Origin of the sequence: Paenibacillus sp. FSL R7-0340, assembly GCF_038002205.1 — a bacterium.
GTDB lineage: Bacteria > Bacillota > Bacilli > Paenibacillales > Paenibacillaceae > Paenibacillus > Paenibacillus polymyxa_B.
In genome coordinates this window covers 1,639,919-1,653,005 of the sequence record NZ_JBBOBY010000001.1, presented here as the reverse complement: position 1 = coordinate 1,653,005, position 13,087 = coordinate 1,639,919, and the positions used below count along the sequence as shown (strand labels likewise).

At 46.0% G+C, this 13,087-nt stretch carries 11 protein-coding genes; 1 reads left to right on the top strand and 10 read right to left on the bottom strand.

Features of this window, described 5'->3' with window-relative positions:
* Positions 1 to 37 precede the first annotated feature (37 nt).
* The 9 genes from MKX59_RS07425 to MKX59_RS07385 all read right to left on the bottom strand — a co-directional run bounded on the left by MKX59_RS07425 (position 38) and on the right by MKX59_RS07385 (position 10,511).
* Entirely contained in the window at positions 38 to 1,336 is a 1,299-nt protein-coding gene (locus MKX59_RS07425; RefSeq protein WP_023989918.1) for an NCS2 family permease, read from the bottom strand.
* A 174-nt stretch (positions 1,337 to 1,510) separates the two neighbouring features.
* Positions 1,511 to 2,260, bottom strand: a complete 750-nt coding sequence (locus MKX59_RS07420; protein ID WP_013311554.1) for a tRNA threonylcarbamoyladenosine dehydratase — start codon at positions 2,258 to 2,260, stop codon at positions 1,511 to 1,513.
* A gap of 142 nt (positions 2,261 to 2,402) precedes the next feature.
* Positions 2,403 to 4,181: an aspartate--tRNA ligase gene (gene aspS / locus MKX59_RS07415; protein ID WP_068941969.1), complete on the bottom strand. Its 1,779-nt coding sequence runs from the start codon at positions 4,179 to 4,181 to the stop codon at positions 2,403 to 2,405.
* Positions 4,182 to 4,265: 84 nt separating this feature from the next.
* Positions 4,266 to 5,510 (bottom strand): histidine--tRNA ligase, encoded by a 1,245-nt coding sequence (gene hisS / locus MKX59_RS07410; RefSeq protein WP_023989920.1) that lies wholly within the window; start codon positions 5,508 to 5,510, stop codon positions 4,266 to 4,268.
* Positions 5,511 to 6,198: 688 nt separating this feature from the next.
* Positions 6,199 to 6,669 (bottom strand): hypothetical protein, encoded by a 471-nt coding sequence (locus tag MKX59_RS07405; RefSeq protein WP_028542430.1) that lies wholly within the window; start codon positions 6,667 to 6,669, stop codon positions 6,199 to 6,201.
* 62 nt (positions 6,670 to 6,731) lie between these two features.
* A complete protein-coding gene (locus tag MKX59_RS07400) occupies positions 6,732 to 7,238 on the bottom strand; it encodes a type 1 glutamine amidotransferase domain-containing protein (protein ID WP_068941967.1) in 507 nt (168 codons plus the stop codon).
* 231 nt (positions 7,239 to 7,469) lie between these two features.
* A complete protein-coding gene (locus MKX59_RS07395; protein WP_023989922.1) occupies positions 7,470 to 7,631 on the bottom strand; it encodes a hypothetical protein in 162 nt (53 codons plus the stop codon).
* Positions 7,632 to 7,749: 118 nt separating this feature from the next.
* A complete protein-coding gene (gene dtd, locus MKX59_RS07390; protein WP_023989923.1) occupies positions 7,750 to 8,196 on the bottom strand; it encodes a D-aminoacyl-tRNA deacylase in 447 nt (148 codons plus the stop codon).
* 137 nt (positions 8,197 to 8,333) lie between these two features.
* Entirely contained in the window at positions 8,334 to 10,511 is a 2,178-nt protein-coding gene (locus MKX59_RS07385) for a RelA/SpoT family protein (protein ID WP_025720225.1), read from the bottom strand.
* Between the two features lie 269 nt (positions 10,512 to 10,780).
* Between MKX59_RS07385 and uraA the strand changes: the two genes are divergently transcribed.
* Positions 10,781 to 12,091 (top strand): uracil permease, encoded by a 1,311-nt coding sequence (uraA, locus tag MKX59_RS07380; RefSeq protein WP_061829372.1) that lies wholly within the window; start codon positions 10,781 to 10,783, stop codon positions 12,089 to 12,091.
* Positions 12,092 to 12,572: 481 nt separating this feature from the next.
* Here uraA and MKX59_RS07375 read toward each other — a convergent pair whose 3' ends face one another.
* Positions 12,573 to 13,085 carry an adenine phosphoribosyltransferase gene (locus MKX59_RS07375; protein ID WP_023989926.1) on the bottom strand — a complete coding sequence of 171 codons (513 nt, stop codon included), beginning with the start codon at positions 13,083 to 13,085 and terminating at the stop codon, positions 12,573 to 12,575.
* Positions 13,086 to 13,087 lie beyond the last annotated feature (2 nt).

Here is a 13,087-nt window from a genome sequence, read left to right as displayed (position 1 = left end):
GCGCGGGTATGAACAGTACAATCTATCTTCGAGTTTACTACACCAGAGAATGAAGCACAAAGTTAGCCACAAATAGTACAGAAATGATATATAATGCGACAGGCACTTCCTTGCCCCGTCCTGCTGCCAGCTTGGCTACGGGGTATGCAATAAAACCAAATGCCATACCGTCTACAATACTGTAAGTAAAGGGCATCATTACCATGATCAGAAATGCAGGAAACGCTTCAGTAAAATCACTGAAATCCATCTCTCGCACATTTTGCACCATTAGACCCCCAATGATGATCAACACGGGCGCAATGGCACTGTCAGGAATATAAGCCAACAGTGGAATAAAGAAAAACGTCGCCCCGAATAAAATAGCAGTTACCAGCGGTGTCATTCCCGAGCGTCCCCCCGCTGCAATACCAGCCGTCGATTCCGCAGCGGCTACCGCCGGACTGCTGCCCAAAATACCGGCAAAGATATTGGTTACAGCCAACACACGCAAGCTGTTTTTAAATAAATCTGGTCTTCCGATCATGTTGGTTTGTGCAGTAATCATACCAATATTCTCGAATAGTACAATGAGTAGGAGCAAAAAGACAGCGATCCAAAAAGCTACCGAGACAATGCCTGAAAAGGAAAGCTCTCCAAACAATTGCCCATACTGTCGCACCGTTTCAGAGGTTCGTACCGTGCTTGTAGGCTCTACAGCTCCCAGTATATAAGCAAGCCCAGTTCCCGCCAAAATGCTAATTAGTAAACCTCCCTGAACGTTACGCACAAACAATACAATAGCGAGCAGCAACGTTACACAAGCCGTAATTACCTTGGGATCATTAAAATGGCCAATAGCCACAAAAGTCGTCTGATGAGCAATCACGATGCCGCTTTTTTGCAATCCGATAAAGGTTAAAAACAAACCAATGCCTACCGTAATTCCGTGCTGCAAATTATGGGGAATCGCTTGGCTAATCAGCTTGTACAATGATGTAAAGGCCACAATGGCGAATAAGATCCCTGTGATGGCAACCACCATCAACGCTTCCTGCCAACTCAGCTTCATAGAATGTACGAGCGTATAAGTGAAAAAGGCATTAATCCCCATACCTGGTACAACGACCATTGGAGATTTCCCACCAAAAGCCATAAGCAGGCAGCCAATCATTGATGTCAGCAGTGTCCCGAGCATCGCCCCTTGGAGAGGAATCCCGGCATCTGCCAAAATAGTTGCATTAACCATAACAATGTATACAACGGAAAAATAAGAAATGGCCCCAGCGGCTAATTCCTTTTTCCAATGATGCTCGGGCTTGAAACCGAGACTTCTGGACCACAGTCCATCCTTCATACCAAAACCCTCCAGCAAGTTGTTCAATCTGTTTGCAGTAAGCTGCGCTTTTTCAAAACAAAAAAGAGCTGTAGCAACTGTGACACAAAGGATGTGATGCACAGAACTACAGGTCTTAAAGTGAATACATACTGATGTAAATCTACGAATGCACTGCCATGCTATTTTTGCAACTTACACACCAGCATGTTCTAACAAATCCTTCACGGCTACACTAACCATGATCAGTCCTGCTACCGGAGGTACAAATGCATTGCTTGCAGGCGGCTGCTTCGCCTTCCGGATTTCAGGTGCGTTTGCAGGTACAATTTTTTTTGTAATTTCTTCACGTGGCTTCATTGGTTCTTCATCGGAGAATACAACCTTGACGCCTTTGGTAATACCTTCCTTGCGCAACTTGGTGCGGATGACACGGGCAATCGGGTCCATTCTCGTCTGGGAAATATCTGCAACTTGAAAACGACTCGGATCCATTTTGTTCGCAGCCCCCATACTGGAGATCATCGGAATCCCCCGTTTCAGGCATTCCTTAATCAAATGAATTTTGTAAATAATCGTATCCGAAGCATCCAGCACATAATCCAGTTCGTACTTGAACAGCTCCTCATATGTTTCTTCCGTATAAAACATGTTCAGTGCAATCGCTTCACATTCAGGATTAATCAGCTTCACACGCTCTACCATCAGATCAGCCTTTTTTTGGCCTACCGTCGTTGTCAACGCATGTATCTGGCGATTAATATTGGTGATATCTACAACATCTTTATCAATCAAAATGATACGTCCAACACCCGTGCGCGCCAGCGCTTCCACTGCAATCGAACCGACACCGCCGATACCCAGCACGGCCACCGTGCTATTTTTCATAACCTCTAGACCTTCAGTTCCGATGGCCAATTCCGTTCGTGAAAATTGATGCAACAATATGGTATATCCTCCCTCACTGATTTAAACTCTATGCCTGAACTCCAGCATACAAACCACGAACCCATTATCCATATGAGGGTAACGGGTTCATGGCATTCTATAAGCTATCTCATGCCAATGGATGGCACTTGCAAACGTCTTAAGCTTTAGGAGCAACAGGCTTCGGAGCAATACGGATATGAAGCTGTTCCAATTGAGCTTGATCTACTTCGGCTGGTGCATCCATAAGCAGGTCTGTCGCACTAGCTGTTTTCGGGAATGCAATCGTTTCACGCAGGTTTGTACGACCTGCAAGCAACATCACGAGGCGGTCAAAACCGAAGGCAATACCACCATGTGGAGGCGTACCATATTCGAACGCATCCAACAGATAGCCGAATTTATCAGTAACTTCTTCCGGCGCCAGGTTGAGAGCTTTGAACATTTTCTCCTGAACATCACGTTTGTAAATCCGCATCGAGCCGCCGCCCACTTCGTAGCCGTTCAGTACGATGTCATAGGCTTGAGCACGAACTTGACCTGGATCGGTATCCAAGAGGCCAAGGTCTTCGTCCTTCGGACGGGTGAACGGATGGTGTTCCGCCACATAACGTTTTTGTTCTTCGTCATAGCCGAGAAGCGGGAAGTCTACAACCCAGGCAAATTTGAATTTGTTATCGTCGATCAGTCCCAAATGACGGCCAATTTTCAGACGAAGTGCGCCCAATACATCAGCAACTACCTTTTTATTATCCGCAGAGAAGAGTAACAGATCGCCTTCTTCGGCTCCTGTGCGCTCCTTCAAAGCTTCGATTTCTTCCGGTGTGAAGAATTTAACGATAGGCCCCTTGAATTCGCCTTCCTTCACTTGAATCCAAGCCAAGCCTTTAGCTCCATAGCGTGCAGCGTAAGGACCCAGGTCATCAATCTCCTTACGACTCCAAGTGCCACATCCTTTGGCATTGAGGACTTTTACTTCGCCACCCTTTTCAATTACGGAAGCGAATACTTTTACACCACTAGTTGCCACGATATCATTGACTTTAATCAACTCAAGGCCAAAACGCAGGTCCGGCTTGTCCGAGCCGTATTTGTCCATCGCATCAGCATGTGTAATCCGTTGGAACGGTGTTTCCAGTTCTACCCCAACGGTTTCTTTGAACAATTTCACCATAAGACGCTCCATCATTGGCAGCAAGTCATCCTGTTGCATGAAGGAGGTCTCGATGTCGACCTGCGTAAATTCAGGCTGACGGTCAGCACGCAAATCTTCATCACGGAAACAACGTGCAATTTGGTAGTAGCGCTCCAGGCCACTCACCATCAGCAATTGCTTGTACAGTTGTGGCGATTGCGGCAAGGCGAAAAACTCACCTTCATGCACCCGGCTAGGTACCAGATAATCACGTGCGCCCTCTGGGGAGCTTTTCGTCAAAATTGGTGTTTCCACCTCGACGAACTCTTCTCCGTCCAGGAAGTCACGGAATATTTTTGCTGCTTTGGAGCGCAGTTTCAACGTCTGGTACATTTCCGGACGACGCAGGTCCAAATAACGGTATTTCAAACGCAGAGACTCGTCCACTTCTACACCATTTTCAATGAAGAACGGAGGTGTTTTGGACGCATTCAATACTTCAATTTCAGTGACACGCACTTCAATTTCACCTGTTGGCAGGTTCGGGTTAATCGTTTCTGCATCACGCTTAACAATAGTACCGGTAACCTCAAGCACGTATTCACTACGAACACGATCCGCAATTTGCAGTGCGTCACCGGAATATGCCGGATTAAACACAATTTGTACAATTCCGCTACGGTCGCGCAGGTCAATAAAAAGTACGCCCCCCAAATCACGACGGGTTTGTACCCAACCGTTCAATGTAACTGTTTCTCCGATATGCGCATGAGTCAATGCGCCGCATTCATGACTCCTTTTCATAATACACACTCCTGTTTATGTTTAGTAGTTAATGCTATATGACAACCAGAGGAAGCTCCACCGATTGATGTTACACCATTTTCTTTAGCCTAATTCTTCCACCAGCTGATCCAGTTTAACGGTACGCTGCTCGCCAGTTTCCATGTTTTTCAGTGCGATTTCACCTTGAACCAGCTCATCCTCACCCAGAATCGCAGTATACCTTGCTTTAAAGCGATCGGCTGATTTCATCTGCGCCTTCATTTTACGTCCCAGATAATCTCGCTCCGCGGAAAATCCGGCTTGACGCAACTTGAATAGTTGTTTGGTCACTTCTGTTTCTGCTGCTTCTCCCAATGCTACCATATAGATATCTAACGGCTTGGCTTCGTTCAGTTTGACACCTTGATGTTCCAGGATCAGCTGAATTCGCTCCAGTCCAATGCCAAAACCAATGCCCGGCTGATCCGGTCCGCCCAAATCTCCAACCAATCCGTTGTAGCGGCCGCCTCCACCGATCGTATCTATGGCACCAATTCCTTCAGCTTTGAATTCGAACGCTGTCAACGTATAATAATCCAGCCCCCGTACCAAACGCGGGTTAACTGTATATTCCACGCCCATGGCATCCAAATTTTGCTTCACTTTCTCAAAGTGTGTGCGAGATTCCTCGTCCAAGCTATCCAAAATCGAAGGTGCACCTCCAAATTTGTCCTGGTCATCTTTGCTATCCAGCACTCGCAGCGGATTACGCTCAATGCGTGCTTGGCTCTCCTTGGTCAACGTATCCTTAATTGGCATCAAGAAGTCCACCAGATGCTGACGATAAGCTGCCCGGCTGGCTGCATTACCGACGGAGTTAATCTCCACCTGTACTCCTTTCAAGCCCAGCTCACGGCAGAATTGATACCCGAAAGCAATAACTTCTGCATCCAACGCCGGATCGACCGCACCAAATGCTTCAATTCCAAATTGGTGAAACTGACGCTGACGCCCAGCCTGTGGACGCTCATACCGGAACATCGGGCCGATATAATACAGCTTAGTTACATCCGGCTCCCCGTATAGTTTGTTCTCCACATAGGAGCGGACAACCCCTGCTGTTCCTTCCGGACGCAAAGTCATGCTGCGCTTCCCTTTATCCTCAAAAGTATACATTTCTTTTTCCACCACATCCGTCGTTTCACCCACACCTCGAACGAACAAATTCGTTTGTTCGAACATTGGCGTACGAATCTCTCGGTAATTAAAGCGGCGGCTAATCTCACGGGCTTTTTCCTCGACAACTTGCCACTTTTCTACACTGCCCGGCAGCAAATCCTGTGTTCCTGTCGGTTTTTGAAAGGCCATTAACGTATCCCCCCATCGTTGTATTTCGTATTGTGCACTTTCTTCTTGCTCCACTTTCAATATAAAACAAAAAATCCCTCGTCCTGTTAACATTAACAGGGACGAGGGATTGTCGTTTACAATCACCCGTGGTACCACCCACATTCCGGAGTTTGCCCAGACAACCAGCATAAGAATCACTCATTGCCCGTCAGCATTATGCTGACTCCGCTCATACGTATAACGCCCGTAACGCGCAGTACGGCTATTATGCAGGACCATCCACTGTAGGCACAGTTGCAATGCACTTTCAGTAGGGTTTCCTCAATTGTTCGCCGCCTGTTCTCGGGGAGGTCATTCATCCGCTCATCAAGGGAATTTTTACAGCCTGGAAATTCCTCTCTGCGCTTGTGGGTTCGGAGTACTTGGTCCCGTCATCAAATCATTTTTCATTATTTTATGATTTTAATGAACCGCTTCGACAAAGTCAAGACATTCTCCCTATAATCGGACAAATAAGGCTTATAAAAAGAAAATAACCTGCGGAAACGGTCCGCAGGTTCAAAAAGATATATCAAAAGGGGGTCATGCTGTTATTATAAACAACGAATATTAAGGAATGATGTTTTGAATATTACAATTGTATTACAGTCACTCTTTTGCGGCTAAATCCCTCAAGTATCGACAATCTTGTGGCGCGCTCTCAGCTTTAATCCAACTGCGATACATATCCACGATTGGAACGTAGCTTATAAATGACCTCATCATAATCGGCGTCATTCACCTTTGCTGATAATACATACCGCAATTCATCTTGATCACCGTTAATATACACATCTGTCGCACGGAGCAACCCTCCATCATGATTCGTTGTTCCGTTCCGATCTTCATCCAGATCCCTTTGGGCTGAGCCAGAGTTAATCTGGTCATCCTTCGCATCTGGTAGAATATTCTCGCCATAAGCACCCGCCGCAGGGATTGCCGCACCCGCAGAGCCTCCTGTGCTCACAGAGCCTGTATTGTTATAGGGGACCAGCGGAATTAAAACTCTCGTCTCCCGGCCGAGCGTATCACCCAAAGCACCTACTTCCAAATGTTCGGTTCTATAAGCTTGAAGCGAAGCTCTGGCACCCTCAGCTTCATCTTCTGTGCGAAAATAAGCCTGAATCTGTTTTGCCATATCAAATCCTCCTCGTTTGGGAATTGTACTGGCATTAATCTAAAGAAATATTCGCGTTCAGCTTACAATACTTTTAATAACTCACGCACAAAGGCAAGCTCATCCTTAGGGGTCCGAGACGTAATAAAGTTACCATCCACAACCGCCTCTCGATCCTCAAAATGAGCACCCGCATTAATCAAGTCATCTTTCAATGGAGGATAAGCTGTAATCGTCCGGCCTTGTAACAAATCAGCACTCGCCAAAATTTGTGGTCCGTGACAGATAGCGCCTATCGTTTTTTTGGACTCATTAATTTCAGTCACAAATTTCAGAACATTTGCATCTAGTCGTAGATTTTCCGGGGAGGATCCGCCGGGAATAACAACTGCATCATAGTCACTTGATTTCACATCTGCAATGGCTTTTTCAATAGTGTAGCTTGCTTTACCTTGCTTACCGCTCACTTTTTCACCTTGCTTCAGCCCAACAATATCTGCCTCATGTCCAGCCTTTTTTAATTCATCATAAGGTACCTTCATTTCGGAATCTTCAAATTGGTCAGCCAATAAAAATGCAATTTTACTCATTAATGTTCAGATCTCCTTTCCGGTTATCCTCAAAACAAGTTTAAAATTAAGTTTGTTTGTCTATCACGCTTTGTTATTACCCGCTTGATCAGTTTTTATAACAATTCGCAGCGGTGGAAAAGAAAAAGGAGCCTTTCGGCTCCTGCACTAATTCAATGCTACATATTTTGTTTTTGACCTCTTTGTGCTGCTTTCGGGTAGAACCTCATTAACGCTCCATTTAACCCGATGTTACCTGCGCGGCAAAGCACCGCGTCCCGGCTTGTCGATGGCTGTTGCAACATGCTGCAATAACGTATCAGCATTACGAGTAAGGCTGATTGCCTCCTGCATACTACCGGGAAAAAGCAGCACAGTGCTTCGATGCCCGTCCATTTTTGGGGTTTGACGCATAGCTTCGTCTCTCCTGTCACCCTTAGGCTATCCGCCTGGCTAATCACCAATCAGGATGACATTATGGTCCCTCTGAACAGCTATTTTATTCTACTCAGATCACGCCATGAATGCATAGTTACGAACGTTCGGTATCCAAAATCAGTGTCACTGGGCCCCAGTTCGTCAATGAAACATCCATCATAGCCCCAAAAATTCCCGTTTCTACCTCCAGGCCCTTGGCTCGAAGCTGACTGTTGAAGAAATCATACAGCTTCTCCGCTTCCTCTGGTTTGGCCGCCCCCATAAAGTTAGGCCTTCTTCCTTTACGGCAGTCACCATACAACGTAAATTGAGAGACAGACAAAATGGCTCCACCGACATCCAGAACGCTGTCATTCATTTTACCTTCAGCATCCTCAAATATACGTAATCCCGCTGTTTTATCCGCCAAATAAACGGCATCGGCTGCTGTATCTCCCTGACCAATACCAACCAGCAGCATTAATCCGGTTCCAATCTTGCCGACCACCTTTTGATTCACCGTCACCTGAGCGTCTTTACAGCGCTGAATAATGATCTTCATCGCCTATCCGATATCTCCTTTAACCTTCCCTTTTAAAAGGTGCTCACAGCCGTATTACGGCTCTTTTAGCAGCCTATGGGTCTTTCTACCCAAGATGTGTTACAAAGGCTATAAACCTATCTGTACGCTTAATAAGGTTATTGCATAATCCGATGCACAGTGTATACATCCTTCACCCGTTTAATCCGTTCGACAACAGAATGCAAATGATCCGTGTTGCGAATGAGAATCGTGATGTGAATCATCGCCATTTTATTTTTATCTGTACGACCTGTAACGGCCGAGAAGCTGGTTTTGTTCTCAGAAATGGCCTGAAGCACTTCATTCAGCAAACCGTTGCGATCATGCCCCGTAATCTCAATATCGACGCTGTAATTGACTTCCGCTGCTTCTTCCCACTCCACTTCAATCACGCGCGCCTGATCTTCGCCCGTACCCGAAGGAATATTCGGGCAATCCGTCCGGTGAACGGATACGCCGCGTCCACGTGTTACATAGCCGATGATGTCATCTCCCGGTACGGGATTACAACATCGTGCAAAACGAACGAGCAAATTATCGACGCCTCTGACGCTGACACCGTTGGTCGGTGTTTTTTTCCGTTCGCCCTGCGGCTTGTACTCCTTGACCTCGGTCGTCAATTCGATCAACCGTGCCTCTTCTTGTTCCTTACGCAGCTTCTCTGTCAAACGTGTACAGACCTGCGCTGCGGTTATACCACCAAAGCCAATCGCAGACAGCATATCTTCGGAATCGTTAAAAGAGAACTTCTGTGCCACTTCCTGAAGCTTGTCGTCGCTCATCCACACCGATGGCTCGATATCACGTTTTCTTAGCTCACGTTCCAGATTTTCGCGGCCTTTTTCAACATTCTCCTCACGCTTTTCTTTCTTGAACCATTGTTTGATTTTACTGCGCGCGTGAGAGGACTGAGCAATTTTGAGCCAGTCCTGACTAGGTCCATAAGAATGCTTGGACGTCATAATTTCGACAATATCACCGGTTTTAAGTCGATAATCCAAAGGTACGATTCTTCCATTTACCTTAGAGCCAATCGTTCGATTGCCAACTTCGGTATGAATACGGAAAGCAAAGTCCAGCGGAACGGATCCGGCCGGCAACTCAATGACCTCTCCCTTAGGAGTAAACACAAACACAAGGTCTGAGAAAAAGTCCATTTTGAGCGATTCCACAAATTCCGACGCATCCTTCGCCTCATTTTGCAGCTCCAGGATTTCTCGAAAAAAGGTGATTTTATCCTCAAAGTTAGTGTTGTTTGCTCCGTTGCCTTCTTTATAGGCCCAATGGGCCGCAATCCCGAATTCAGCAGTACGGTGCATATCCACTGTGCGAATTTGTACCTCGGTAGGCTCCCCGTTGGGACCTACTACTGTCGTATGAAGGGACTGATACATATTGGCCTTAGGCATAGCGATATAATCCTTAAACCGCCCCGGCATTGGCTTCCACAACGTATGGATAATCCCCAGTGTGGCGTAACAGTCTTTAATGTTATCCACAATAATTCGAATCGCCAGCAAATCATATATCTCATTGAATTGCTTGTTCTTCGTCGTCATTTTTTTAAACACACTGTAAATATGTTTAGGGCGTCCGGACAGATCAGCCTGAATGCCCATCTCTTCCAGCTTCTCTCTGATACGCTGTATGACATTATCAATAAACTGCTCCCGCTCGGCCCGCTTCTTATGCATCAAATTAGCGATGCGATAATACTGCTGAGGATTCAGATAGCGTAGAGCAATATCTTCCATTTCCCATTTAATGGCTGAAATACCCAGTCGGTTTGCAACCGGACAGAAAATCTCTAACGTTTCATAAGCAATCCGACGCTGGCTTTCCTCTGACTGATATTTCAAAGTACGCATGTTATGCAGACGATCTGCTAACTTAATGACGATGACACGAATGTCCTGCGCCATAGCAATAAACATTTTTCGATAATTTTCGTTCTGTTGTTCTTCCTTGGAACGGAACTGGATACGCTCCAGCTTCGTCAGACCATCGACAAGCATCGCACATGTATCGCCAAAATGCTCGCGAATCTGCGCCAAAGACACCGTCGTATCCTCCACAACGTCATGTAAAAGAGCGGCGATAATGGAGATGGTATCCATCTGCATATTAACGACGATATCAGCAACCGCAAGCGGATGCAGAATATAAGGTTCACCGGACTTACGAGTCTGGCCGGAATGGGCCTGCTCGGCAAAATCATAGGCGTCCCTGATGCGGATAAGATCTGCTTCTCTGGTATAGGCCCCGGCCTTTTTAAGTAATTGCTCTATCCCCATTCTGCTCTATTCCGTGTCCTTTCTATGCAAAATGGAACCCGCCGATCAATGTCGCGCAAAGGTTCCCTTTTAAAAGTGATTTCCTACAATTATGACGGTTAGCACGTCGCACGTCAACTATTACAGGTTTGGCATTGTCGCATTATTCTGTCACACATGGATAAGTAAAATGAGGATTGTTGACGAAATGAAACGAATTATATTGAAAAAATTACGAAAAGTAATTAATGTATATAAGAATAATTGAAAGAACTAAGGAGTGAACTGCGTTGCAACGCGAAATTCAAGTTAATGAAAAGCTACCGGCAGGACCCGGGTTCCTGCTCAGCGTACAGCATTTGTTTGCCATGTTTGGCAGCACTGTGCTGGTGCCGAATATTTTCGGCGTCGATCCCGGCATGATTTTGCTAATGAACGGTATTGGCACATTGTTGTACATATGGATCTGCCGCGGCAAAATTCCCGCCTATCTCGGCTCTAGCTTCGCTTTTATCGCTCCCGTCAGTCTTGTGCTTAAAAACAATCCCGGCGGCAACGGCTATGCTATGGCCCTCGGTGCTTTCATCGTTACAGGTATTATTTTCTGCCTCGTCGCACTGGTGATCAAATATGCCGGAACCCGTTGGCTGGACGTCGTTTTTCCTCCAGCTGTTATGGGCTCCATCGTAGCCTTAATCGGTCTAGAACTGGTTCCGGTTGCAGCAGGCATGGCAGGCATTATCAATGCCGATCCTACTAAAGCCTGGACTCCAGATCCCAAAACGATTACTCTTTCGCTCGTTACACTCGGGGTCACTGTTCTCGGTGCGGTGTTGTTTCGCGGGTTTGCCAAAATCATTCATATTCTGATCGGTATCGTAGTGGGCTATGTGCTTGCTTATTTTATGGGCATGGTCAATACACAGGCCATTGCAGACGCTCCTTTTTTCGGACATCCTGCAATTACCACTCCAGTTTTTAATACCTCTGCTATGCTGACGATTCTTCCTGTTGCTCTGGTCGTCATCGTAGAGCATATTGGTCACTTACTTGTGACTAGCAACATTGTCGGGCGCGAGTTGTCCAAAGATCCTGGTCTCCATCGCTCTCTGCTGGGTAACGGTATTTCCACCGTCATTTCCGGTTTTGTTGGTTCTACACCTAATACGACTTATGGTGAAAATATTGGTGTCATGGCATTAACTAAAGTGTACTCTGTATGGGTCATTGGCGGAGCGGCTGTCATTGCCATCCTATTGTCCTTCTCAGGCACGTTCTCAGCGATTGTTTCTAATATTCCAGCTCCAGTTATGGGTGGCGTATCCTTACTATTATTCGGTGTCATCGCTGCCTCCGGTCTAAGAATCTTCGTTGAGCAAAAGGTTGATTTCGCCAAGCCAACCAACATGCTGCTTGCGACCATCGTGCTTGTTGTAGGAATCAGCGGTACTACGCTCACTTGGGGCGCTGTAACCTTGAAAGGTATGGCATTGGCTACAATCATCGGCATCATCCTCAGCTTGTTCTTCAAGCTGATTGACGTGCTCGGCTGGTCCAACGATAAATCGCAGGAACCTTTAACCGAGAAAACACCAGATTGATATCTGTTTTTAAACTTTAAAACGCTGCTCCATGAGTCACGGATCAATACGCTTGAGCTGTTAAGATAAGCGTGTAAGGATCCGTCTCCCATGGTGTCGGCGTTTTTTTATGCACGGCCTTTTTAAAATAGATACTCCTTCATCCATCTTCAGAGCACCCCATCCAAGTCAGTTGCAATAACTGCTTTAACCCTAGATAAGCAACGAGCAGCATTTTTGACTTATTTCCGTATCTAGCTTCTGCTTAGCAAAAAATAAAACAAAAACTGATTGAAATCAGTATGACCACTATGCTCCTTATGACCACCTCTGCTCCTTTTTTTATTGTTCATAGACATTTACGAAATTTTTTCATACCTATTTTCCAACAAAGAAACAAAATAGTCCGATGGAGCAACTCTTTAGATAAAGAGATGTTCCATCGGACTATTTAGGCGATCCGCACATAATTATTTCCCGGGAAACCCGGGTTTCGAAATACTTAATACGTAATCAGGGTGAATACATCTACATCAGGCAGTTTCGCCCGACCGTTTAAGTCAGACAGCTCGATAAGAAAAGCAGCCCCTGCCACATTACCACCAAGCTGGCGTACCAAGTTCACGGATGTAGCAATAGTTCCACCTGTAGCAAGCAGGTCATCAGCAATCAAAACATTTTGGCCTGGCTCTATAGCATCCTTATGCATCGCCAGCGTATCTTTACCATACTCCAAACCGTATGCTTCCTCAATGGTTTCCCCAGGGAGCTTGCCACTTTTACGGATGGGAATAAAACCAACACCAAGCGCATAAGCCAAAGGAGCACCAACAACGAACCCACGTGCTTCTGGCCCTGCAATCAAATCAATTTTCAAATCCGATACCAGTTCCTTCATATCGTTGATAGCCTTGCGATACAGTTCACCATTTTTCATCAGGGTCGTAATGTCCTTAAAACTAATCCCTGGTTGTGGAAAATCGGAAATCACCCGAATATATTCTTTGTAGTCCAACT

Coding starts and splice junctions, on each gene's coding strand:
- MKX59_RS07425 (WP_023989918.1), bottom strand. CDS start 1,336: ATGAAGGATGGACTGTGGTCCAGAAGTCTCGGTTTCAAGCCCGAGCAT.
- aspS (WP_068941969.1), bottom strand. CDS start 4,181: ATGAAAAGGAGTCATGAATGCGGCGCATTGACTCATGCGCATATCGGA.
- hisS (WP_023989920.1), bottom strand. CDS start 5,510: ATGGCCTTTCAAAAACCGACAGGAACACAGGATTTGCTGCCGGGCAGT.
- MKX59_RS07405 (WP_028542430.1), bottom strand. CDS start 6,669: ATGGCAAAACAGATTCAGGCTTATTTTCGCACAGAAGATGAAGCTGAG.
- MKX59_RS07400 (WP_068941967.1), bottom strand. CDS start 7,238: ATGAGTAAAATTGCATTTTTATTGGCTGACCAATTTGAAGATTCCGAA.
- MKX59_RS07395 (WP_023989922.1), bottom strand. CDS start 7,631: ATGCGTCAAACCCCAAAAATGGACGGGCATCGAAGCACTGTGCTGCTT.
- dtd (WP_023989923.1), bottom strand. CDS start 8,196: ATGAAGATCATTATTCAGCGCTGTAAAGACGCTCAGGTGACGGTGAAT.
- MKX59_RS07385 (WP_025720225.1), bottom strand. CDS start 10,511: ATGGGGATAGAGCAATTACTTAAAAAGGCCGGGGCCTATACCAGAGAA.